The sequence below is a fragment of the Microbacterium sp. SMR1 genome, from assembly GCF_003289625.1.
Classification (GTDB): Bacteria; Actinomycetota; Actinomycetes; order Actinomycetales; family Microbacteriaceae; genus Microbacterium; species Microbacterium plantarum.
In genome coordinates this window covers 159,263-181,941 of sequence record NZ_QMBN01000004.1, presented here as the reverse complement: position 1 = coordinate 181,941, position 22,679 = coordinate 159,263, and the positions used below count along the sequence as shown (strand labels likewise).

Genomic DNA, 22,679 nt, shown 5'->3' with positions numbered 1-22,679 from the left:
ATACCAATGACCCCCGGCGGTGTCGGAGGAGGCTGGCAGGATGGTCGCATGTCGCCCGATCCGGTCCTCGATCCTGCGGCCGTGCGCTGGTCGGCCGCTCCCGCCGACCGCGGTCGCCGGCCGTTGCTGGTGATGGTGCACGGCTACGGCTCGGACGAGAACGATCTGTTCGCCCTCGCGCCGCACCTGCCGGCCGAGTACGTCGTGGCTGCGGTCCGCGCCCCGCTCACCCCGCCCTTCCCCACGCCGGGGTGGTCGTGGTACCCGATCGAGGGCCTGAACGGTCGCGATCCGCACGCGGCGACGGCATCCGCCCGCGCGCTGACGGCGTGGATCGACGCGGAGCGGGGCGATGCGGCATCCGTCGGGCTGCTCGGCTTCTCGCAGGGCGGGGTCATGGCGATCGAGGCGCTTCGCCTGCGCCCGGACGACTACGCGTTCGCCGTCACCCTGTCGGGCTACGCCAATCCTGGCGATCTCGACACCGACGCCGAGCTCGCCGAACGCCGCCCGCCCGTGTTCTGGGGTCGCGGGGCGCTCGACGACGTCATCCCGCCCGCACTCGTCGCACACACGGCGCAGTGGCTGCCCGGCCGGGTCGACCTGAGCGGCCGCGTCTACCCCGATCTCGGGCACGCCGTCTCGGCGGAGGAACTGCGCGACGTCGCGACGTTCCTGCACAAGCAGCTCCCGTCGGCGTAGACTTCCCGGGCCCCTGTCCCGAGTGTGAGGAACGACCGTTGATCGGTTTCGACGCGACCGCGCTGTGATCCCGCGCTGATCCGTCGACCCTTCGGGCGTCCGACCTGGCCAGCGCATTCTCCGATTTCCGCGCTGGCCGCCGGACCGTTCCACCCCCGGTCGGGGTGTCCTCGGTGTCGGTCGTGCCCGCGCCCGACGACATCCGAGGAGGCAGTCATGCCCCATCCCGCTCCCGCGGTCGTCCTCGACCGCATCACCCTCATCCACCCCGACGGCACTCCCGCCGTGCGGGACACCTCCGGAACCTTCGGCACCGGGCGAACCGGCCTCGTCGGCCGCAACGGCTCGGGCAAGACCACGCTGCTGCGGCTGATCGCGGGCGAGCTCGCGCCGACCTCCGGCTCGGTCATCACGTCCGGACGGGTCGAGCTGCTGCCGCAGCGCTTGACCCTCGACATCGGGCGGCGCGTCGCCGACCTGCTCGGGGTCGCTCCCGTCGTCGACGCCGTGCGCGCCGTCGAGTCCGGCGACGTCGACCCGCGCCACTTCGACACGATCGGCGACGACTGGGATGCCGAGGCACGAGCGGTCGCCGCGCTGACCGCGGCCGGTCTGCCGCCGGGAGCGCTCGACCGCCGCGTCGGAGAGCTCTCCGGCGGTGAGGCGGTTCTCGCGGCACTCGTCGGCGTGAGACTGCGCGGAGCCGAGATCGCGCTGCTCGACGAGCCGACCAACAACCTCGACCGCGACGCGCGCGAGCGGGTCGGCGAGCTCGTGCGAGCGTGGCGGGGTGCGCTCATCGTCGTCAGCCACGACACCACGCTGCTCGAGCTGATGGACGACACCGCCGAGCTCTACGGCGGGGCGCTCGACACGTTCGGCGGGCCATACTCCGAGTGGCGAGCCTGGCGGGACGACGAGCAGGCGGCGGCGCGCGCCGCGGAGACCGCCGCGGCCGCAGCCCTCCGGCGCGAGCGGCGCGACCGGGCGGAGACCGAGACGAAGCTCGCCCGGCGTGCCGCGATGGGAGCGAAGGCGCAGCGCGAGAAACGCGTGCCCGGGATCGTCGCCGGCAACCGCGCGTCGGCCGCGCAGGTGTCGGCGGGTCGCGCGCGCGGCGAGGCGTCCGATCGGGAAGCCTCGGCTCGGGCGGCCCTCGATGCGGCAGGGCGGCGGGTCCGCGACGACGACGCCGTGCGGATCGACCTGCCCGATCCCGGCGTCGCGGCGGGCCGGCGCCTCGCGACCATCGGCGATGGCGAACGCTCGTGGGTCGTCCAGGGTCCCGAGCGTGTCGCGCTCATCGGGCCGAACGGCGCGGGGAAGACGACGCTGCTCGAGGTGCTGGTGCGCTCGGCGGAAGCTAACTCCTCAGAATCAGGTGCTGCGGCATCCGATAGTCCCGCGGGCGGCCCCGACACCCCCGATCTGAGGAGTTATGGCACGGCGGTCGCGCATACCGACCGCGTCGGCTACCTGTCGCAGCGGGTCGACGGGCTGCGGGATGAGGCGACGGTGCTCGACAGCGTGCGCGCGGCCGCGCCCGCCGCCACCGACGTCGAGCTGCGGAACCGGCTCGCGCGATTCCTGCTGCGTGGCGACACCGTGCTGCGCCCGGTCGGGGCGTTGTCGGGCGGGGAGCGGTTCCGGCTGGCCCTGGCCTGCGAGCTGCTGGCCGCTCCCCCGCCGCAGCTGCTGGTGCTCGACGAGCCGACGAACAACCTCGACCTCGACACGGTCGAGCAGCTCGTGCAGGCTCTCGCCGCCTACCGCGGTGCCATGCTGGTGGTCAGCCACGACGACGGTTTCCTCGCCCGCCTCGCGCCCACCCTGATGCTCGAGCTGCGCGACGGTGGGCTGAGCGAGGTTCCTACTGGCCCGTGATCCGAGGTCCGCGTTGGGCCGGTGTCACCGTCGAGGTCCCAGTTGGGCCGGGAATCTGCGCCCGATTCCCGGCCCAACGGGGACCTCACAGGCAGCAGCGGGGGCAGCAGCGGGGGCAGCAGCAAGGGGCAGCGGGGCACGGCGGGACCTGGCACGGCGGATGCCGCGGGCGCAAGGCCGCGCCGATGTCGGAGGTCCGCGCGAAGATGAAGGCATGGCCGATGTGCTCGCCCGATTCTCCGCGCCCACCGCGGACTGGTTCCGCGGCGCGTTCTCGAAGCCCACGTCGGCGCAGGCCGGCGCGTGGGACGCGATCTCCGCCGGCAAGCACGCCCTCGTGGTCGCGCCGACCGGGTCGGGCAAGACCCTGTCCGCGTTCCTCTGGGCGATCGACCGCATCTTCCGCGACAAGGTCGCGGCCGGCCCCGTCGACGACAAACCGGCGAAGCGCAGAAAGGCGGATGCCGCGCCGGCCGACACCCGCGTCCTGTACGTCTCACCGCTGAAGGCGCTGGGCGTCGACGTCGAGCGAAACCTGCGGTCGCCCCTCGTCGGCATCGGACAGTCGGCGCGCCGCCTCGGTCAGCCCGTCCCCGACGTGACGGTCGGAGTGCGGTCGGGCGACACCTCCTCAGCCGACCGGCGCGCCCTGGTCGCCCGACCGCCCGACATCCTCATCACGACGCCCGAGTCGCTCTACCTCATGCTCACCTCGCAGGCATCCGAGACACTGCGCGGCGTCCACACCGTCATCGTCGACGAGGTGCACGCCGTGGCGGCCACGAAGCGCGGTGCGCACCTGGCAGTGAGCCTCGAACGCCTCGACGCGATCCTCGAGAAGCCGGCTCAGCGCATCGGTCTCTCGGCCACGGTCCGTCCCATCGACGAGGTGGCGCGCTTCCTCGGCGGCGCGGCCCCCGTCGAGATCGTCGCACCGAAGGCGTCGAAGGCGTTCGACCTGAACGTCGTCGTGCCGATCCCCGACATGCTGCATCCCCCGGCCCCACCCGGCGCCGAGGATGCGGGTGCCCCCGGCGCTCCGGGCGGTCGCGATGACGGAGACGACGAGGGGGACGACGACGATGGCGACGGCGCCTGGTACCGCGCCCCGCAGGCGACGGAGGTCACGGGGTCGGTCTGGCCCCACGTCGAGGAGGCGATCGTCGACCGCATCCTGAAGCACCGCTCGACGATCGTGTTCTCGAACTCGCGCAGGCTCGCCGAACGCCTGACCGGACGACTCAACGAGATCTACACCGAGCGTCTCGGGGGCGACCTTCCCGAGCCCGCGGTCCCCGCGGGCATGTGGGCCCACGCAGCGGAGGCTCCGGGCGGCGCGAAGGCGGCGTCCGGAGGAGCGAACGGGGGGGCGCAGGCCGGGGCCTCCGCCGGCGCCGAGCCGGTACTCGCGAAGGCGCATCACGGCTCGGTGTCGAAGGAGCAGCGCGCCCAGGTCGAAGACGAGCTGAAGTCGGGTGTGCTCCGCTGCGTCGTCGCGACCTCGAGCCTCGAGCTCGGCATCGACATGGGGGCCGTCGACCTCGTCATCCAGGTCGAAGCGCCGCCGTCGGCGGCATCCGGACTCCAGCGCGTCGGACGCGCCGGCCACCAGGTCGGCGAGGTGAGCCGGGCGGCGCTGTTCCCCAAGCACCGCGGCGACGTGCTGCACACCGCGGTCGTGACCGAGCGGATGCTGGCGGGCAAGATCGAGGCGATCGCGGTTCCGCAGAATCCCCTCGACATCCTCGCCCAGCAGACGATCGCCGCGTGCGCGACCGGCACGATCGAGGTCGAGGCCTGGTTCGAGACGGTGCGGCGCAGCGCGCCCTTCCGCACGCTCCCCCGCTCGGCGTACGAAGCGACGCTCGATCTGCTCGCGGGCCGCTTCCCCTCCGACGAGTTCGCCGAGCTGCGTCCGCGCCTGGTCTGGGACCGCGATCAGGGCACGCTCACGGGGCGCCCGGGAGCGCAGCGCATCGCGGTCACGAGCGGTGGCACGATCCCCGACCGCGGTCTGTTCGGCGTCTTCGTCGCCGGCGAGAGCCGTAACGCGCGCGTCGGCGAGCTCGACGAGGAGATGGTCTACGAGTCGCGCGTCAACGACGTCTTCACGCTCGGCACGACCAGCTGGCGCATCGTCGAGATCACTCATGACCGGGTCAACGTCGTGCCCGCGTTCGGCCAGCCGGGCAAGCTCCCGTTCTGGCACGGCGACGGCCTGGGGCGTCCCGCCGAGCTCGGCGAGGCGCTGGGGAAGTTCAGCCGTGAGGTGTCGGCAGCCGGTCCCGAGAAGGCGTCCGAGCGGTTGCGCGAATCGGGGCTCGACGACTACGCGATCGAGAACCTCCTGGCTCACCTCGCCGAGCAGCGCGAGGCGACCGGCAGCTTGCCCACCGACCGGACGCTGACCGTCGAGCGCTCCCGCGACGAGGTCGGCGACTGGCGCGTCATCCTGCATTCCCCGTACGGCATGCACGTGCACGCTCCGTGGGCGCTGGCGGTCAACGCACGCATCCGTGAGCGTCTCGGGGTCGAAGGCGCAGCCGTCGCGAGCGACGACGGCATCATCGCGCGGGTTCCCGACGCGGCTGCCGAACCGCCCGGCGCCGACCTCTTCGTCTTCGACGCCGACGAGCTCGAACAGATCGTCACGGACGAGGTCGGCGGATCGGCGCTGTTCGCCTCGCGCTTCCGCGAGTGCGCGGCGCGGGCCCTGCTGCTGCCGAGGCTCAACCCCAACAAGCGCGCGCCGCTCTGGCAGCAGCGGCAGCGCTCGGCGCAGCTGCTCGAGGTCGCGCGGCGGCATCCTTCGTTCCCGATCATCCTCGAGACGCTTCGCGAGGTGCTGCAGGACGTCTACGACCTTCCAGCACTCCTGCGCATCACCCGCAGCATCGCCGACCGCCGCATCCGCCTCGTCGAGACGACGACATCGCAGCCGTCGCCGTACGCCCGCGATCTGCTCTTCGGCTACGTCGGCGCGTTCATGTACGAGGGCGATTCGCCGCTCGCCGAACGCCGCGCCGCGGCCCTATCCGTCGATCCCGCGCTGCTGTCGGAGCTGCTGGGCAAGGTCGAGATGCGCGAGCTGCTCGACCCCGAGGTCATCGCGCAGTTCGAGCGCGAGGCCCAGCGTCTCGCTCCCGACCGACGCGCGCGCGGGGTCGAGGGCGTCGCCGATCTGCTCCGCATCCTCGGCCCGCTCGACCCCGGGGAGGTCGCAGCTCGCCTCGAAGAATCCGCGGGCACCGGCACTGCGGGCACCGGCGCGGGCACCGGCACAGCGGAGGAAATCGGCACAGCGGAGGACGCGAGCGCCGCGCCCGCTCCTCCGGACGGCGAATCTCCTCCCGAGCACCGGGTCGCCGAGGCCGCCGACCTGCTGCAACAGCTCGTGACCGCCCGCCGCGCGATCCCGGTCACGATCGCAGGCGTGCAGCGGACCGCGGCGATCGAGGATGCCGGCCGCCTGCGCGACGCGCTGGGCGCGGCGCTCCCCGTCGGAATCCCCACCGCCTTCCTCGAGCCGGTCGTCGACCCGCTCGCCGACCTCGTCGCACGGTACGCCCGCACCCATGGGCCGTTCCGCACCGCGGACGTCGCGACGCGGCTCGGCATCGGCACCGCCGTCGCGCGTCAGACACTGCAGCGGCTCGAGTCGCAGGGCCGCATCGCGAGTGGCTACTTCCTGCCCGAGACCTCTGGCAGCGATGCCGACGACCTCGAGTGGTGCGACTCCGAGGTGCTGCGCCGGCTGCGGATGCGGTCGCTCGCGGCGATCCGGGGCAGCGTCGAGCCGGTGTCGCCCGAGGCGTTCGCGCGGTTCCTGCCCGTGTGGCAGCACGTCACCCGGCCGCTCGAGGGCGTCGACGGCGTCGCCGCCGTGATCGAGCAGCTCGCCGGTGTGCCGATTCCTGCGAGCGCCTGGGAGTCGCTCGTCCTGCCCTCGCGCGTGCGCGACTACGCACCCGGGATGCTCGACGAGCTGACCGCGACGGGCGAGGTGGTCTGGTCGGGGCACGGCACCCTGCCCGGGCGCGACGGCTGGATCGCGCTCCATCCCGCCGACATGGCGCCGCTCACCCTCGCGCTGGCGGATGCCGAATCCGAGGCCGACGAGTCGTCGACCTCGGGCGACCTCGACGTGCGCATCCTCGAAGCTCTCGCCGTCGGCGGCGGCTGGTTCGCGGGGCAGCTCGTCGCCGCGATCGGTGCCCCCAACGAGCAGAGTGTGCTCGACGCACTCTGGCGCCTCGCGTGGGCGGGGCGCCTGACGAACGACACGTTCACGCCGGTCCGCTCCCTCCTCTCGGGCGGTTCGCAGGCACACCGCAGCGCCCGCCGCACACCGCGGTCCCGCCTGTATCGCGGCACACCTCTGGCGCGTCCCACGACGCCCGCGGCGCCGCGCCCGTCGACGCTCGGCGGCCGGTGGTCGCTCCTGCCCGCCGTCGAGCCCGATCCCTCGCTCCGCGTCACGGCATCGGCGGGGCTCCTGCTCGACCGCTACGGCGTCGTCACCCGGGGCAGCGTCCAGTCCGAGGGTGTTCCCGGCGGTTTCGCGCAGGTCTACCGCGTTCTCGCCGGCTTCGAAGAGGCGGGCCACTGCCGCCGCGGCTATGTCATCGAGACCCTCGGCGCCGCGCAGTTCGCGGCATCCGTCACCGTCGACCGCCTGCGCGAGTTCGCGGCGCTCCCCGACCCGCCGCCGCGGCGTGCGGTCACGCTGGCCGCGACCGACCCGGCGAATCCCTACGGGGCAGCCCTCGGCTGGCCAGCGCTCGAGGGCGTCTCGCATCGGCCGGGCCGGAAGGCCGGCGGCGTCGTGGTGCTCGTCGACGGTGCGCTCGTGCTCTATCTCGAGCGCGGTGGGCGTTCGGCGCTCGCCTTCACCGACGACGAGGAGGTGCTGACCGCGGCCGCATCCGATCTCGTGAGAACGGCTCAGGCACGCCGCCTCGACACGCTCACCGTCGAGCAGGTCAACGGCGAATTCGTCTACAACACCCCGACCGGGCGGGCGCTGCGCGCGGGCGGTTTCGTCGAGTCGTCGCGCGGCCTCACGCTGCGCCGGCTGACCGCGGGCTCACGGGCGGCGATGTCGGGAAGCAGCGAGCGTGCCTGAGGGCGACACCGTCTTCCGAGCCGCGCGGAAGCTGGGTGAGGCGCTCGTCGGGCAGGAGGTCACCCGGTTCGACATCCGGGTTCCCGGCAGTGCGACAGCCGACCTGCGCGGCGAGACCGTCTCGTCGTCGATCGCCCGCGGCAAGCACCTGCTGCTGCGCATGGGCGCATTCAGCCTGCACTCGCACCTGAAGATGGAGGGTCGCTGGCACGTCTACCGCCACGGCGAGCGCTGGCGGGCACCCGCGTTCCAGGCCCGCGCGATCGTCGGAACGCGCGATCGGGATGCCGTCGGCTTCGAGCTCGCGATGGTCGAGGTCCTCCCCACCGCCGACGAGGACCGCCTCGTCGGCCACCTCGGGCCCGACCTGCTCGGCCCCGATTGGGATCTGGCCGAAGCGGTGCGTCGCGTGAGCGCCGACCCCCGAGCCGCACACGTCGCCCTCCTCGACCAGCGGAACGTCGCCGGCTTCGGAAACGTCTACGCGAACGAGCTGCTCTTCGTGCGCGGCATCCTGCCCATGACCCCCGCCACCGAGATCGACGCGGCCGCCGTGCTCGAGACCGGGTACCGGATGATCCACGCCAATCGCGATCGCGCGGCGCGCACCTTCACCGGCAACGACCGGCCTGGGCAGCGGATGTGGGTCTACGGTCGCGAGAACAAGCCCTGCCGCCGGTGCGGGACGCTCATCCGCGCCGGCGAGATCGGAGCGCTGCCGACGAGCGAGCGGAACATCTTCTGGTGCCCGCGCTGCCAGAGCTGAACCCCGCCGGGTCTGGAGCGATCCGACGCTTGCACTCAGCGGCCGATGTACCGACCGGGGCGGTGGTTCAGGACGAGCACGACGCTCAGCACGACCGCTCCGGCAGCACTGAGCAGCACCGCCGGCCACGGCAGCACCAGCAGCGCGGACGCGATGATCACGACGTCGAAGATCATCTGGGTCCATCCCGCACTGAAGCCCATGCGCTCCTGCAGCACCAGGGCGATGATGTTGACCCCGCCGAGGCTCGAACGGTGACGGAACAGGATCAGCAGCCCGACGCCGGCGAGCAGGTTGCCGCCCAGCGTGCCGTAGATGGGTTCGATGCTCGCGAACTGCAGCAGGTGCTGGTGCACGAAGGTGAACGCCGAGACCAGGCCGATCGAGACGAAGGTGCGGATCGTGAACGATACCCCCTTCTTCCACAGGGCCAGCGCGGCGAACGGCGCGTTCACGACTGCGAACAGCACCGGGAACGACCATCCGGTCGCGTAACCGAGAAGCAGCGCGAGGCCCGCGGTGCCGCCGGTGACCGAGCCCGACGACTGCAACAGGTAGAGGCCGAGGGATGCCACGAATGTGCCGGTCACGATGCCGAGCAGATCCTCCGCGCGGGTGTGGCGCGTGAGCGCCGCCTCGAACACGAGGGAAGGTCCGGTCGACGGTGCGCGAGAAGGCTCCACCCGCCCATCCTCGCAAACCGGGGCGCGAGTGGAAGCAAGCCCCGCGGCGGCGGCATGTTATCGCGCGAAGGTCAGCTCGCAAACCCCTTCGACCTCGGCGGCTGCGCATCGCACGCTTGTTCCAGCAAACCGGTCGACCTGCCGCTCCGAATGATTCGTGGGAATGAAAACGCGGGTCGCGGGGTTGTTTCCAGTACTCAGTACCGGACCCGGAACTGTCGGAGGGGATCGTGGGCAAGAACTACATCGACATCGAGAACGACCGCGGAGAGACGCTGCGTTACCGCAAGCACGCGAACGGTCGGGGCTTGATCGCGAACGGGGCCAAGGTGCACCCGACCGCACTGGTCGAAGCAGGCGCCTACGTCGAACCCGGAGTCCAGGTCGCCGCGGGCGTTCACATCGGCCGTGGCGTGTGGATCGAGCGTGAAGCCGTCATCGGCCCGAACGTCGAGATCGCACCACACGCGCACGTCGGCTCCGGCGCCGCCATCGGTCCGCGGGCGAAGATCGGCATCCGTGCCTTCATCGGAGCGCACGCGCACGTCGCCGGTGGCTCGCTCATCGGCGACGACGAGAACATCGCCGACGGCGAGCACGTGGCGACCGACCAGCGCGGGCTGCGTCTGGCCGCCTGACCCGCCGGGATACGCTTCAGGCATGACACCCGGACGTTCCTCGGGCCGCCCCGCTCGTAGCGGCGGCCGAGGCGGCGGTGCCCCCGGGCGCCGCGGCGCCCCGGCATCCGGGCAGCGGTCCGTGGCCCGCAAGGCAGACCGCGCCTCGGGAACCCGCCGCGAGCCGGATGCCGCCGCACCGGACCTGAGCGGCCTCGGCGCTTTCCGCCTCGGCGCGGCCCCGGGTGCCACACCCGGCAAATGGATCGACGTGTGGAAGCAGCGGATGCCGGCGAACCCGCTCGATCTCGTCACCCTCGAGTTCGACGACCAGGCCGCCGCCCTCGCGAGCGGTGAGGTCGACGCCGCCCTCGTGCGGCTTCCGATCGAACGCGCCGGGTTGAGCATCATCCCGCTCTACGACGAGATCACGGTCGCCGTGTGCAGCGCCGACTCGTCCCTCACCGTCGCCGACGAGCTGACCCTCGCCGACCTCGCCGGGGAGGTCGTCCTGGCGACCGGTGATGACGCTCTGGGTATCGAGGTCCCCGGCGCCATCGCCCCCGCCTTTTCCGCCATTGCCACGACGGGTGACGCGGTCGCGACGGCGGCCACCGGCGTCGGCATCGTGCTCGTGCCGATGTCGCTCGCGCGACTGCATCACCGCAAAGACACCACGTACCGGCCCGTGGTCGACGCTCCGACGTCGACGGTCGCGCTCGCCTGGCCGACGGAGGCGACCACGCCGCTGGTAGAGACGTTCATCGGGATCGTGCGCGGCCGCACCGCGAACTCCTCGCGCTGACGCGCACCCCCGACGCCGGTCGCCCGAATCACGCCCCGTGCAGCCGCCGCGCCCCGTCGGGGATCGCACCCGCAACCGGAGTGCGGCTCAGCAGGGCGGCGGCGTCGATCGGGTCGTCCGGCGCGGCGGCATCCGGATCCGCCTCGAGCTCGACCACGACGGGAGCGGGCAACCGGATCGCCGTGCGAGCGTCCCGCGCCCGCGACTCGATGCCGGCCGCGTCGACGGGGCGGCGCACCCGCCAGCCCCGGCGCGCGGCGGCGACGTCGAGCCGGTCGAGCACCGCGATGAGCTCGCTGGGGTCTGAGATGATCACGCGGGCGGTCATCCGGCCATTGTCCTCCGCTCGTCACAGAAGGTCATCCCCACCGGGTCGGCCCGGCGGAACCATAGACTTTCGGCATGGCCCCGCTCGTGTACGTCTGCGTGCGCCCGCAGCAGGCGGCCGCGGATGCGGAATACGCGTCGTTCCGCGCCGCCATGGGCCTCGATGAGTCCCAGCTCGAGCGCATCGATCTGACGCGCGACGCCCTGCCCGCGGACGCGTTCACGCGCTGGCGCGGCTTCGTCGTCGGCGGCAGCCCCTTCAACGCCACTGACGATCCCGGCGCGAAGCCGGAAGGCCAGCTGCGCCTGGAGGCCGACCTCGCGCGCATCGTCGAGGCGGCGGCATCCGCTCGGACGGCGGCGCTGTTCACCTGCTTCGGCATCGGCGTGGCCACGACCTACCTCGGCGGCACGATCTCTCGCGACTACCCCGAGGACACCGGCCCGACCGACGTGACCCTGACGGAGGCCGGCCGGGTCGACCCGCTGCTGGGCTCGCTCTCCCCGACCTTCGCCGCGCTCACCGCACATAAGGAGGGGACGCAGACGCTTCCCGCCGGGGCGGTGCTCCTCGCCACGAACAGCGCCTGTCCCGTGCAGGCCTACCGCGTGGGAGATCGCCTGTACGCGACGCAGTTCCACCCCGAGCCGACGCCGCAGGACTTCACCGAGCGCATGACGATCTACCGCAACGACGGCTACTTCGACGCGGCGGACTACGACCGCGTCGCGGCCCGCGTGCTCGCGGCCCCCGTGACCGAGCCGACCCGCTTCCTCGCCGCGTTCGCCGCGACGTTCTGACGCCGGGCGCGATACAACCGTCGGATCGGTGGTGCGGATGTCGCCTCCGACGACGTTCGAGGCGACACCAGCACCACCGATCCGACGAATGTATCGGCGCGGCCGGTCAGGCGACCGGTCAGGCTGTGCGGGTGCGGCGCAGGATGCCGCGGTGCTCGCGACCGTTCGAGCGCCAGGCCGTCACGGCTGCGGCGGCGACGACCACGACGATGACGGCGACGGCGGCGATGGCCACCGGCGTCGAGTGGGGCTGATCGGTCGTGCGGGCGATCGCCACCCACGCCAGGCCCCACGACAGCGCGATGATCGGCGAGGGGCGCCCCCGCGAGAAGGCTGCGATGCCGACGCCGACGGCGGCGACGACCACGAGCACCGCCACACCCCACACGTCGGCCTGCATGCCCCACGACTCGGGGACGGTGCGGCTGAGCCACGCCGTGACATTCGCGACCGTCGCCAGCGAGACCCATCCGAGGTGCAGGCCCACCGTGGCGTCCATGAGCAGCCGGTCGCCGACCGACCGCGGCCGCGAGCGCACGAGCAGGTGGAATGTCCAGCCGAGGGCGGCGAGCAGCGCGACGATCGCGACGACCGTCAGCGGCAAGGTCGTGAACTGCGCCGCGAGCAGCCATCCCCCGTTGAGCACGGCGGTCAGCGCGATCCACCATCCCACGAGCCGCTGCCGGTCGCGGGAGCGCTGCGCGGGCAGGGCCTGCCAGATCGTGTAGCCGATCATGAAGAGGTAGATGACCGACCAGATGCTGAAGGCCTGAGTACCCGGCGCGAGCACCGTCGAATCGGCGTCGAGCGCGCCGCCCTGCAGATCGCGCACATTCGTCCCGCCGAACAGTCCGGTCCCGACCATCGCGGCGATGATCATGAAGACGACGGCCGAGATCACGGCGATCTGCCGCACGAGGTCGGACGGCGTCCGCGGGGGCCGGGCGGCGTGGTGCGCTGTGGTGCTCATTCCCCCACGGTAGATCGGGCGCCGCGCCCGGTCATCCGCTTGACAGATCCGGCCCCACGATGACGGCCGAGTTCGGCTCGACGACGAGCAGATCGTCGGCGGTCCGGCTCGGGAGCGTCTCGAGCCAGACCACGTCGCCGTTTGGGTCGACCCGCCACGGTGCCTCCGAGAGGTTCACGAGCACGCGCGCGCGACCTCGCTGCAGGTCGTAGAGCCGGCCGCCCTCGCCTTCCGACGCCCCGGCACCGCGCGCGGTGAATCGCGGGTCGGTCAGGTCGGGCACCGAACGGCGCAGCCGTCCGAGCTCGCGGTACAGCTCGAGCAGACGAGCGTGGTCGCCTTCGCCGACCTCCGTCCAGTCGAGCTTCGACCGCAGGAAGGTCGCCGGATCGTTGGGGTCCGGAACGAGGTCCTCATCCCAGCCCATCTCGGCGAACTCCTGCTTCCGTCCGGCAGCGGTCGCCTCGGCGAGCTCGGGCTCGGGGTGCGACGTGAAGAACTGCCACGGCGTGGACGCGCCCCACTCCTCGCCCATGAACAGCATCGGGGTTCCCGGCGCGGTCAGCGTCAGGACGGCCGCGACGGCGAGCCGGTCGGCGTCGAGCGTCGCCGACAGCCGATCGCCCGCCGCGCGGTTGCCGATCTGATCGTGATCCTGCGCGAAGGTCACGAGCCGCCACGACGGCGACTCCGGCGGAATCGGACGGCCGTGCTCTCGGCCCCGGAACGATGAGTACGTGCCGTCGTGGAAGAACCCCTCGTTCCACGTTTTGGGAACGGCGTCGAGCGCGTCGAAGTCGGAGTAGTACCCGACCGTCTCGCCCGTGAGCGCGACGTGCACGGAGTGGTGCCAGTCGTCCGACCACTGCGCCGTCATCCCGTGACCGCCGGCCTCGCGCGGCAGGATCATGACGGGGTCGTTCATGTCGCTCTCGGCGATGAGCGTGAGCGGCCGGCCGAGGTGCGTGCCGAGCGCGTCGACGCGGTCGGCGATCTCGCCGAGGATGTGCACGGGGCTGTCGTCGTCGTGCAGCGCGTGCACGGCGTCGAGCCGCAGGCCGTCGACGTGGAAGTCGCGCAGCCACATCTCGGCGTTGCCGACGATGTACTCGCGCACCGCGTCCTCATCGAGGTTGACGCTGTCGCCCCAGGTGTTCCGGCGGCCGTCGCGGAGGTACGGACCGTACTCGGGCAGGTAGTTGCCCGAGGGGCCGAGGTGGTTGTAGACGACGTCCTGGATGACGGCGAGACCGGCCCCGTGCGCGGCATCGACGAATCGGCGGTACGCGTCCGGCCCGCCGTAGCTCTCCTGGACGGCGTACCAGAGCACCCCGTCGTAGCCCCAGTTGTGGGTGCCGTTGAAGGCGTTGACCGGGAGGAGCTCGATGTGGGTCACGCCGAGCTCGACGAGGTGGTCGAGGCGCCCGATGGCGGCGTCGAGCGTGCCGGCGCTCGTGAAGGTGCCGATGTGCAGCTCGTAGATGATGCCGCCGGCGAGCGGCCTTCCCGTCCAGGCCTGATCGGTCCACGCGAACGACGACGGGTCGTCGATCGCCGACAGACCGTGGACGCCGTCGGGCTGCCGCCGCGAGCGCGGGTCGGGGCGCGCGTCGTCGCCGTCGCCGAGGACGAAGCCGTAGCGATCGCCCGGGCCGAGGTCGACGTCGGCCGACCACCAGCCGTCCGCCGAGCGCGAGAGCTCGACGTCCGCGGCATCCGGCCGTCGCAGCCGCACCCGCTCGGGGCGCGGCGCCCATACCTCGATCATGCGTTCTTCCCTTCGGTGGTCGGACGTTCGGCGGTCGGACGTTCGGCGGCCAGCAGAGCCACCGGGTACGTGTCGAGCAGGTCGGCCAGCCGCACGGCGCCGCCGTCCCAGGCGCGGCCGGTCAGCTGGTCGGTATGACGTCCCGGCGGAACCATCACGACCGTGTCGCCCCATCCGCCGCGCGCGGCGAGTCCGACGGGCAGGCGCGTCGCGACGGTCACGGCACCGCCCCGATCGAAGGCCACGGCGTGCTCTGCGGCAGGGCCGACGACGGGCAGCGGCGCGTACCGCGTGAACAGCTCGGGGCGATCGCGACGCAGGCGCAGCGCCCGCGACACGACGAGGAGCTTCGCCGCGCCGGAGTCGTCGATCTCGGGATGCCACCCGCCGTCGAGCTTCGCGAGCAGCTCGCGGCGCTCGGCGAAGTCGACGTCGCGACGATTGTCGGGGTCGACGAGCGAGAGATCCCACAGCTCGGTGCCCTGATAGACGTCAGGTACCCCGGGTGCGGTCAGCTGCAGCAGCTTGGCGGCGAGGGAGTTCGATCGCCCGGGCGCCGTCAGCTCACCGACGACCTCCTCGACCGCCGCGCGGGCCTCGCCCGAGGTGGCGGCATCCACCAGCGCGACGATGCGGGCTTCGGCATCCTCATCGGGGTCGGTCCAGGTCGTGATGATGCCGCCCTCGCGCGAGGCCTTCTCGGCATAGTCGCGCAGCCGCTCGGGCGACGCGGGCCACGCTCCGACGATGGCCTGCCAGAGCAGGTCGTCGAGGCGTCCGTCGCCGGTCGAGGCGATCTTCCGCAGGCGTCCGAGAGCGTCGGACCACCGCTCGGGCATCTCGGCGATGACCGACAGCCGGGCACGGACGTCTTCGCTGCGCTTGGTGTCGTGGGTGCTCAGCGCCGTGAGAGCGTGCGGCCACATCGCCTGGCGGTGGGCCTGCGCGCGGTGGAAGCCCGCGATGTCGAGCGAGAAGACGCCGGGGTCGCCACCCACCTCGGTGAGCGTGCCGAGACGCGGATACCGGTAGAACGCGCTGTCTTCGACGCCCTTGGCCATGACCGGCCCGGTCGTCTGACCGAATCGGCGGCTCAGCTCGGTGTCGCCCGCCGTGACCAGCGGGGCGAGGGTCGCGATGGCGTCGGCGAGATCGGGACGGGATGCGGATGCCGCGGCGACCGCCTCGGCGAGGAGCTCGTCTCCGACCGGCGGGTACACGCGGTACACCGAGAAGCTCGTCAGGAGCTCGGCGAACACGTCGCGTGCGACATCCTCTCCGAGCTCGTCGCGCACGTCGTCGGGCAGGCAGCGGACGAGCCGGCCCACCTCGGCGGCCTGCAGGGTGTCGGCGACCGCAAGCTTGGCCTCGCGGACGATCTCGTCATACGACGCGGGAGCATCCGCCGACCGGAGTGTCGCGTCGAGCTCGTCGAGCCGGCCCTCACCCGCCGGGTCGATGAGCACGCGGTCGATCTCGGCCATCGCGTCGTACCCGGTCGTGCCCGCGGTCGCCCACCAGGAGGGCAGCTGCTCGGCATGGTCGGTGGCGGCGTGCTCGAGGATCTTCTCGACCACGACGTACGCGCCGCCGGTCGCCTCGGCGAGCTGCTCGAGATACCCGCCGGGGTCGGCGAGGCCGTCGGGGTGGTCGATGCGCAGACCGTCGGCCAAGCCCTCGCGCAGCCAGCGAAGGATCTCGACGTGGCTCGCCTCGAAGACCGCCGGGACGTCGACGCGCACTCCGGCCAGCGTGTTCACGGCGAAGAAGCGCCGGTAGTTCAGCTCGGTCGCGTCGTCGCGCCAGAACGCGGCACGCCAGTGCTGAGCGGCGAGCACGGCGTCCACGGTGGCCGGGTCGGTCGTCGCGGCCGCGGGTGCTGTCCCGTCGGCGAGCGGCAGCACGTGGTCGTAGTAGCGGGCGACGCCCTCGGCGCCATTCGCCTCGCCGGCCGTCACCGGCGCGACCTCGATCTCACCGGCGGCGACGGCTTCGCGGAGCGTGGAGCCGAGGATCGGCAGGCCGACCTTGCCCCCGCCGTGCTCCCAGTCGATGTCGAACGCCTCGGCGTAGACTGATGCGCGACCGTGGCGGAGGACGTCCCACCACCAGGGGTTCTCAGCGGGGACGGCGACGCCCTGGTGGTTCGGCACGATGTCGACGAGCACACCGAGTCCGGCATCCCGGGCGGCGGCCGAGAAGCGCGCGAGCCCCTCGGCGCCGCCGCGGCGGGGGTCGACGATCGTCGGGTCGACGACGTCGTAGCCGTGGTCCGACCCCTCCGCCGCTGCCAGGAGCGGCGAGAGGTAGGCCCAGTCGACGCCGAGGTCGCGGAGGTAGTCCGCGACCTCGGCGGCGGCCGCGAGGTCGAACGCCGGACGGATCTGCAGCCGGTAGGTCGAGATCGGAGCGGTCATCGGCCGGGCAGCTCCGGGGTCGGCGCCTCAGCGGGGATGATGTCAATCGGCGTCGTGTATGCCGCGAGCGATGCCGCGACCGAGTGGTCGGTCTCGGGCTCGGGGTCGGTGTACTCGCCCAGGACGACGAGCGACTTGGCCCGGACCTGCAGCGCGTTGCCGCCCTCGAGGGGCTCGGTGCCGACGAGCTCGCCGCTCGTGTCGATCAGCACCTCCCACCGATCGGCGTACTGGTCGGAGGGGACGGTGAACTCCACCTCGTCGTCACCGGCGTTGAACAGCACGAAGAAGTGGTCGTCGGAGATGTCCTCGCCGCGACGGTCGCGCTCGCGGATGCCGTCGCCGTTGAGGAAGACGCCGACTGCGCGCCCGAAACCGGAGTCCCAGTCCTCGGGCTGCATCGCCGTGCCGTCGGGGCGCAGCCACATGATGTCGGGCACCGGGGCGCCCTCTTCGCGACGCACCGGGCGCCCGTCGAAGAAGCGGCTGCGCCGGAACGTGGGGTGCAGGCGACGCAGACGCGCGAGGGCTGCGGTGAACTCGATGAGCGGCTGGTCGACCTGATCCCAGTGGATCCAGGTCAGCTCGTTGTCCTGCGCGTAACCGTTGTTGTTGCCCTGCTGGGTGCGGCCGAGCTCGTCGCCGTGGCAGATCATCGGCACGCCCTGGCTCAGCAGCAGCGTCGCGAGGAAGTTCCGCTGCTGCCGGGCGCGCATCGTCAGCACGTGCGGGTCGTCGGTGGGTCCCTCGACGCCCATGTTGTACGAGCGGTTGTGCGACTCGCCGTCGTTGCCGTCCTCGCCATTGGCGTCGTTGTGCTTCTCGTTGTACGACACGAGATCGCGCAGCGTGAACCCGTCATGCGCCGTGACGAAGTTGATGGATGCCACCGGCCACCGGCCGTCGTGCTCGTAGAGGTCGGCCGAACCGGTCAGGCGCGACGCGAACTCGCCGAGGGTCGATGCCTCGCCGCGCCAGAAGTCGCGGACGGTGTCGCGGTACTTGCCGTTCCACTCCGTCCACTGCGGCGGGAAGTTGCCGACCTGGTAGCCGCCGGGGCCGATGTCCCACGGCTCGGCGATGAGCTTGACCTGCGAGACGATCGGGTCCTGCTGCACGAGCTCGAAGAAGGCCGACAGCCGGTCGACGTCGTAGAACTCGCGCGCGAGGGTCGCGGCGAGGTCGAAGCGGAAGCCGTCGACGTGCATCTCGGTCACCCAGTAGCGCAGCGAGTCCATGATCAGCTGCAGCGCGTGCGGGTTGCCGACGTTGAGGCTGTTCCCGGTGCCGGTGTAGTCGGTGTAGTAGCGCTTGTCGTCGTCCTCGAGGCGGTAGTAGGCCTCGTTGTCGATGCCGCGCATCGAGAGGGTCGGGCCCATGTGGTTGCCCTCGGCGGTGTGGTTGTAGACGACGTCGAGGATGACCTCGATGCCGGCGGCGTGCAGCGCCTTGACCATCGCCTTGAACTCCTGCACCTGCTGGCCGTGGTCGCCCGTGGCCGAGTAGGTGTTCTGGGGCGCGAAGAACGCGATCGTGTTGTAGCCCCAGTAGTTCGACAGCCCCTTCTCCTGCAGCGTGGAGTCGTTGACGAACTGGTGCACCGGCATCAGCTCGATCGCCGTGATGCCGATCTTCTTGAGGTGGTCGATGACGGCGGGGTGTGCGAGGCCGGCGTAGGTCCCGCGGATGTCTTCGGGGATGTCGGGGTGCAGCTGCGTCAGGCCCTTGACGTGAGCCTCGTAGATGACGCTCTCGGCGTACGGGATCTTCGGCTGACGGTCGCCCGCCCAGTCGAAGAACGGGTTGACGACGACGCCCTTCATCATGTGAGCGGCCGAATCCTCGTCGTTGAACGAGTCCGGCTCGCCGAAGTTGTAGCCGAACACCGGCTGTCCCCAGTCGATCTGACCCTCGACGGCCTTGGCGTACGGGTCGAGCAGCAGCTTGCTCGGGTTGAACCGCTTGCCGTCGGCCGGATCGTTCGGTCCGTGCACGCGGTATCCGTAGCGCTGGCCCGGCTGCACGTTCGGCAGATAGGCGTGCCACACGAAGGCGTCGACATCGCGCAGCTCGACGCATGTCTCGGTGCCGTCCTCGTCGAAGAGGCACAGCTCCACTTTCTCGGCGCCTTCGCTGAAGAGAGCGAAGTTCGTCCCGTTCCCGTCGTAGGTCGCTCCGAGCGGATACGCGGAACCCGGCCATGCCTGCATGTGATCTCCCCTGTTCGTGTGGCTCACACTACTCAGGCGCAATCACACGACCCGGTGCCCTTGACAAGCGCGCGGCGGGAGTCCGTTCTCGACGAGGCTCGTCGCTCGGGCGGGCGTCAGCGCCCGGTCAAGCGCGGCGGGGCGCGAAGCGCGCGCCGAGCATACCGGGCGGCGTCTGCCGCGCGTCCGTCGCGATGGACTCCGTGATGCGGCCCGCGGTCTCGAGCTCATCGATGGCGTCGCCGACATCCGCCAGGATGCGGGCGCGCGTGTCGTCATCGAGGGCGGCGATGGCCGCGGCGAGCCGATCCACCGTCCCCTCCCAGCGTGCGGAGCCGTCCGTCGGCTTGCGCCGGAAGACCACGAAGTACAACGCGCCCACGATGAGATCTGCCGCGATCGGCGCGATGCCCCACATGCCCTCGGCCTGATCCTGGGTCGCTGCGAGTATTGATACGACCAGCGCAACGGCCGCTGCCGGAGCGTGTATCCAGCCGACCGCGTGAGCGGATCCCGCGTCGACGCGGCCCCCATCACTCCCGCTCGTGAGCAGCCCGGCACCGGCGACCACGGCACCCGCGGCGAAGACGACACCAGCGGCGCCGACCGCGGCGATATCCGCTCGGCCGAACACCCACCCGAGAAGCAGCGCAGCGCCAACCACCGGCGCCGCCATCCCGACGAGGTTCCAGATCAGAAGCAGGATCGTCATCACGGGGTGCCTCCCCGAGTGGGCGGCCGACTCCCGGAACACCGAGGTGGGCGCCAAGAAGGCCATGACCCGACGCACCTCGGGCGCTTCCTGCCAGGCACGCGCTTCGAGACGCCACCAGTCGATGGGCTCCCACGTGCGGCGCGATGCCGCGAAACGCGCGGCGGGCCCCGACGTCATGTCGCCTGCTCCGAACGACCCTCACCGATGGCGGCCATGCTCGACATGATCTCCCCTGTTCGTGAGCCTCACATCACTCAGACTGAGAGTCAGCGCTCGCCGCGGTCGGTGCCGAAGAACACGGGGTCGGAGGGAGATTCCCGGTCGGGGAGATACCCCTCAGGCAGGGGGCCCTTGCCGAACAGCATCCGGTTGAGCTCGAACTTGTCGCCGGGCTTGCACGGCGACGTGGCGGTGACGACGACGTTCCCGTTGTCGACCAGCGTCACCGTGAGCAGGGAGTAGACGCCCTGCTCACGGACGATCACGTCGCTAGACGCGACCTCGCCCGACGCAAGATCCATGCCGTCGACATCGAAGCCTTCGGACACCAGGTGCTGCGCGACGGCGTCGCGCCTGCCAGCCACCTCTGCCGGATCGATCGTGGTCGTGCGTGTCAGGTCGAACTTCCAGCCGTCGTCGCACCCGACACCGGATGGGGTCATCCCGTATGTCCGCACCTCCCACGGCCCCTCGTTGATGACGGCCAGCACGCCGTTCGTCGTCTCGCGGAAGTCGAAGTACAGGCTCTCCGCCTCCTGGTACAGCTCGTCTCCCGTCGGTTGCGCCACCGTCGCTCCACATCCCGTCAGAACGATGCCCGCCATGGCGGTCATCGTCACTCCGAACACATCTCTCCGCCAGCTCACTGCCCCCGCCTGATCTCACTGCCCCCGCCTGATGCCGATCGGGGAGAACACACCATCATTGACGGCCGGCAGGCGCGTCGGTCATCGTGGCCGCGAGCAGACCCAACGGTGCGCGGCGCGCGCGCGCAGCATCGGTAGCACTGATCAGCCCACGCGAGGCGAGGATGTCGACGGCCTCCCCGATCGTCGTGAGGGTCGCCGCCGCCGCTGCGGGTGGCAGGGCGTCGATCCGACGGTTCAAGCCTGCACCGGCACGCTCGATGTTGTCGCGGTTCTCATCCGTCGGCATCCGGCGGTGGCGGATCGTCAGAAAGGCGCCGAGCGCGAGGTCGACCAGCACGCCGGCGATGCCCCAGGCGCCGAGGAGTCGATCATCGAGGAGTGCCTGCACCGCCACGACCGCCACCGCCAACGCGGAGATCAGATGGCCGATGCCGATCGTGCGCATGGTGCGCGGGTGCACGCTCTCAGGGCGGCCTCGCTGCGACAGCACCCCGAACAACGCGATGAGGGCGGCGACGCCCATCGCCGTGCCCGCCACCGCGAGATCCAGTTGGTCGCCCTCGATGAGCACCGCTCGCAACGAGGCGAAAGCGGCGACGGCGGGGATCACGAGGGAGGCGATCTGAGCAAAAGCGAGCAGCGGCTGCACAAAAGCGGGACGATCGGGCACGAGCGAGCTCCAGGCCTCACGCGGCGCCAACCGGGCCAGCGCCAACTGCACCTCGGGGTGCGCGCGGAACGCGGTGGCCTCGAGCTTCCACCACGACACTCGATCCCAGTCGGTCGCGTGCTGCGCCAGTTCCTGCGGCGTCTCCTCCGTCACTCGCGCCACCCGGGTTGCTCCTTCGCGTTCGCAGTGATCAGGTCTGCGGGGATGAAGTCGGGTGCCTGTCGCCGCTCGATCACATCGTCGACGATCACCGAACGCAACACCGCCTCAGTTCGGTGCGGACCAGGATGCAGCCCGGTCCGCACCGAATCGGTGTCGCGCGAAGGGGTCAGCTGCCGGCGAGCTGCTGGTCGAGGTCCTGGATCGCGCGCATCATGCCCAGCAGCGACTCGGACATGTCGTTGATGCCATCGACCGCGTTCTTCAGACCCGTCGTCAGCTCCGAGTAGCCCTCACCGAACTTGCCCGACGCGTGCTGCGTCTTGAAGTCCTCACCCAGAAGCGTGTCGACCTGCGACTTCAGAGTGTCCAGCTGACCCTGAATGTCATCACGAGCCTGCGCCAACGAGCTCGCAACCTGCTCCATCTCGCCATAAGACGCACCGAAATCAGCCATGACGGCCCTCCTGAAAGTAGATGTCCCGACCCCCCTCCGGAGCCGACACAGAAAACCTATCGGCACCGATCACATCAGGTCGATGGGGAGAACTCCCCACCCTGCTCCGCTCGGACATCAGCGTCTTGTGGCCGAGGCGCCGCTTGTGGCCTTGCGGCGCCTGTGGAAAGTCGCGGGCCGATGTCGGGGGTCCGTGGCAACATTAGAACATGCATTCGAATGGCGGGCTTGGCAGCGGAATGGGCAGCGACAGCGATGTCGACGCCCTCGCTCAGCTCGTCGCGGATGCGGAGGGGGCGGCGGATGCTGCGCGGGCGGCGCAGATCCGTGAGGTTCGGGTGCTCGCGGCGGCTGGTGTGCTCGCGGAGAAGCAGGCTGCTGGGGCATCGGAGAAGGTCAAGGCGCGCGAGATGGCGTTGCGGGGCATCGCCGCGGAACTTGCCGGAGTGTTCGTCGCGACCGACCGGACCCTGCAGCGGCGCATCGACGAGGCCCGGGATCTGGTCGAGAACTACCCGGTGACGATGGCCGCGTGGGAGGCGGGGCGCATCGTGCGCGGGCATGTGCGGGCCATTCAGGAGGTCGGGTGCATCGTGCCCGTGGCGGAGCGGGCGGAGTTCGAGCGGGTTGCGGTCGAGCGGTGCGAGGGCGAGACGCCCAACCGGGTGCGCGAGGCGCTGCGGATGATCGCCGAGCGGATGCACCCGCGGACGTTCACCGAACGACACGAGGAA

General features: G+C 71.3%; 17 protein-coding genes and 1 pseudogene. 8 read left to right on the top strand and 10 right to left on the bottom strand.

Annotation, left to right across the window (positions count from 1 at the left end):
- The first annotated feature begins 48 nt into the window (after nt 1-48).
- From DO944_RS13875 to DO944_RS13860, 4 genes are all read left to right on the top strand, one after another.
- Complete coding sequence (locus tag DO944_RS13875; RefSeq protein WP_112617756.1) at nt 49-702, top strand: alpha/beta hydrolase; 654 nt, start codon at nt 49-51, stop codon at nt 700-702.
- A 216-nt stretch (nt 703-918) separates the two neighbouring features.
- Nucleotides 919-2,586 (top strand): ABC-F family ATP-binding cassette domain-containing protein, encoded by a 1,668-nt coding sequence (locus DO944_RS13870; protein WP_112617755.1) that lies wholly within the window; start codon nt 919-921, stop codon nt 2,584-2,586.
- A gap of 214 nt (nt 2,587-2,800) precedes the next feature.
- Nucleotides 2,801-7,711, top strand: a complete 4,911-nt coding sequence (locus DO944_RS13865) for a DEAD/DEAH box helicase (protein WP_112617754.1) — start codon at nt 2,801-2,803, stop codon at nt 7,709-7,711.
- The gene (locus tag DO944_RS13860; protein WP_112617753.1) at nt 7,704-8,477 is read left to right on the top strand and encodes a DNA-formamidopyrimidine glycosylase family protein; all 774 of its coding nucleotides are present in this window, start codon (nt 7,704-7,706) and stop codon (nt 8,475-8,477) included. The genes DO944_RS13865 and DO944_RS13860 overlap by 8 nt, the downstream gene beginning before the upstream one ends.
- A gap of 35 nt (nt 8,478-8,512) precedes the next feature.
- Here the strand turns inward: DO944_RS13860 and DO944_RS13855 are convergent, their stop codons facing one another.
- Nucleotides 8,513-9,160, bottom strand: coding sequence for a YitT family protein (locus DO944_RS13855; protein ID WP_112617752.1), 648 nt, complete (start codon nt 9,158-9,160; stop codon nt 8,513-8,515).
- 230 nt (nt 9,161-9,390) lie between these two features.
- On the opposite strand from DO944_RS13855, the gene DO944_RS13850 reads away from it, so the two are divergent.
- Nucleotides 9,391-9,798 carry a UDP-3-O-(3-hydroxymyristoyl)glucosamine N-acyltransferase gene (locus tag DO944_RS13850; RefSeq protein WP_023953942.1) on the top strand — a complete coding sequence of 136 codons (408 nt, stop codon included), beginning with the start codon at nt 9,391-9,393 and terminating at the stop codon, nt 9,796-9,798.
- 22 nt (nt 9,799-9,820) lie between these two features.
- A complete protein-coding gene (locus DO944_RS13845) occupies nt 9,821-10,582 on the top strand; it encodes a LysR substrate-binding domain-containing protein (RefSeq protein WP_112617751.1) in 762 nt (253 codons plus the stop codon).
- A gap of 28 nt (nt 10,583-10,610) precedes the next feature.
- Here the strand turns inward: DO944_RS13845 and DO944_RS13840 are convergent, their stop codons facing one another.
- A complete protein-coding gene (locus tag DO944_RS13840; protein WP_112617750.1) occupies nt 10,611-10,910 on the bottom strand; it encodes a hypothetical protein in 300 nt (99 codons plus the stop codon).
- 74 nt (nt 10,911-10,984) lie between these two features.
- Here DO944_RS13840 and DO944_RS13835 point away from each other — a divergent pair, with 74 nt between their 5' ends.
- Nucleotides 10,985-11,710: a glutamine amidotransferase-related protein gene (locus tag DO944_RS13835; RefSeq protein WP_112617749.1), complete on the top strand. Its 726-nt coding sequence runs from the start codon at nt 10,985-10,987 to the stop codon at nt 11,708-11,710.
- A 118-nt stretch (nt 11,711-11,828) separates the two neighbouring features.
- On the opposite strand, the gene DO944_RS13830 is transcribed toward DO944_RS13835, so the two are convergent.
- From DO944_RS13830 to DO944_RS13795, 8 genes are all read right to left on the bottom strand, one after another.
- Nucleotides 11,829-12,680, bottom strand: coding sequence for a tryptophan-rich sensory protein (locus DO944_RS13830; protein WP_112617748.1), 852 nt, complete (start codon nt 12,678-12,680; stop codon nt 11,829-11,831).
- 31 nt (nt 12,681-12,711) lie between these two features.
- Nucleotides 12,712-14,448, bottom strand: a complete 1,737-nt coding sequence (gene treZ / locus DO944_RS13825) for a malto-oligosyltrehalose trehalohydrolase (protein ID WP_112617747.1) — start codon at nt 14,446-14,448, stop codon at nt 12,712-12,714.
- The gene (gene treY, locus DO944_RS13820; protein ID WP_112617746.1) at nt 14,445-16,865 is read right to left on the bottom strand and encodes a malto-oligosyltrehalose synthase; all 2,421 of its coding nucleotides are present in this window, start codon (nt 16,863-16,865) and stop codon (nt 14,445-14,447) included. Before treY ends, treZ begins: the two co-directional genes overlap by 4 nt.
- On the bottom strand, nt 16,862-19,075 hold the full coding sequence (gene glgX / locus DO944_RS13815; RefSeq protein ID WP_064955498.1) for a glycogen debranching protein GlgX: 2,214 nt from the start codon (nt 19,073-19,075) through the stop codon (nt 16,862-16,864). The genes treY and glgX overlap by 4 nt, the downstream gene beginning before the upstream one ends.
- 127 nt (nt 19,076-19,202) lie before the next feature.
- A complete protein-coding gene (locus DO944_RS13810; protein WP_112617745.1) occupies nt 19,203-19,967 on the bottom strand; it encodes a hypothetical protein in 765 nt (254 codons plus the stop codon).
- 89 nt (nt 19,968-20,056) lie between these two features.
- Nucleotides 20,057-20,614: a hypothetical protein gene (locus DO944_RS13805; RefSeq protein ID WP_112617744.1), complete on the bottom strand. Its 558-nt coding sequence runs from the start codon at nt 20,612-20,614 to the stop codon at nt 20,057-20,059.
- 97 nt (nt 20,615-20,711) lie between these two features.
- On the bottom strand, nt 20,712-21,491 hold the full coding sequence (locus DO944_RS13800) for a hypothetical protein (protein ID WP_146752066.1): 780 nt from the start codon (nt 21,489-21,491) through the stop codon (nt 20,712-20,714).
- A gap of 166 nt (nt 21,492-21,657) precedes the next feature.
- A complete protein-coding gene (locus tag DO944_RS13795; RefSeq protein ID WP_112617742.1) occupies nt 21,658-21,945 on the bottom strand; it encodes a WXG100 family type VII secretion target in 288 nt (95 codons plus the stop codon).
- 209 nt (nt 21,946-22,154) lie between these two features.
- Here DO944_RS13795 and DO944_RS13790 point away from each other — a divergent pair.
- Nucleotides 22,155-22,679: pseudogene (locus DO944_RS13790) on the top strand (DUF222 domain-containing protein); the annotation flags it as partial.

Excerpts from the sequence above, each read along its gene's own strand:
- DO944_RS13875 (WP_112617756.1), top strand. The coding sequence starts at position 49 with ATGTCGCCCGATCCGGTCCTCGATCCTGCGGCCGTGCGCTGGTCGGCC.
- DO944_RS13870 (WP_112617755.1), top strand. The coding sequence starts at position 919 with ATGCCCCATCCCGCTCCCGCGGTCGTCCTCGACCGCATCACCCTCATC.
- DO944_RS13865 (WP_112617754.1), top strand. The coding sequence starts at position 2,801 with ATGGCCGATGTGCTCGCCCGATTCTCCGCGCCCACCGCGGACTGGTTC.
- DO944_RS13845 (WP_112617751.1), top strand. The coding sequence starts at position 9,821 with ATGACACCCGGACGTTCCTCGGGCCGCCCCGCTCGTAGCGGCGGCCGA.
- DO944_RS13840 (WP_112617750.1), bottom strand. The coding sequence starts at position 10,910 with ATGACCGCCCGCGTGATCATCTCAGACCCCAGCGAGCTCATCGCGGTG.
- DO944_RS13835 (WP_112617749.1), top strand. The coding sequence starts at position 10,985 with ATGGCCCCGCTCGTGTACGTCTGCGTGCGCCCGCAGCAGGCGGCCGCG.
- DO944_RS13830 (WP_112617748.1), bottom strand. The coding sequence starts at position 12,680 with ATGAGCACCACAGCGCACCACGCCGCCCGGCCCCCGCGGACGCCGTCC.
- treZ (WP_112617747.1), bottom strand. The coding sequence starts at position 14,448 with ATGATCGAGGTATGGGCGCCGCGCCCCGAGCGGGTGCGGCTGCGACGG.
- treY (WP_112617746.1), bottom strand. The coding sequence starts at position 16,865 with ATGACCGCTCCGATCTCGACCTACCGGCTGCAGATCCGTCCGGCGTTC.
- glgX (WP_064955498.1), bottom strand. The coding sequence starts at position 19,075 with ATGCAGGCATGGCCGGGTTCCGCGTATCCGCTCGGAGCGACCTACGAC.
- DO944_RS13810 (WP_112617745.1), bottom strand. The coding sequence starts at position 19,967 with ATGACGTCGGGGCCCGCCGCGCGTTTCGCGGCATCGCGCCGCACGTGG.
- DO944_RS13805 (WP_112617744.1), bottom strand. The coding sequence starts at position 20,614 with ATGGCGGGCATCGTTCTGACGGGATGTGGAGCGACGGTGGCGCAACCG.
- DO944_RS13795 (WP_112617742.1), bottom strand. The coding sequence starts at position 21,945 with ATGGCTGATTTCGGTGCGTCTTATGGCGAGATGGAGCAGGTTGCGAGC.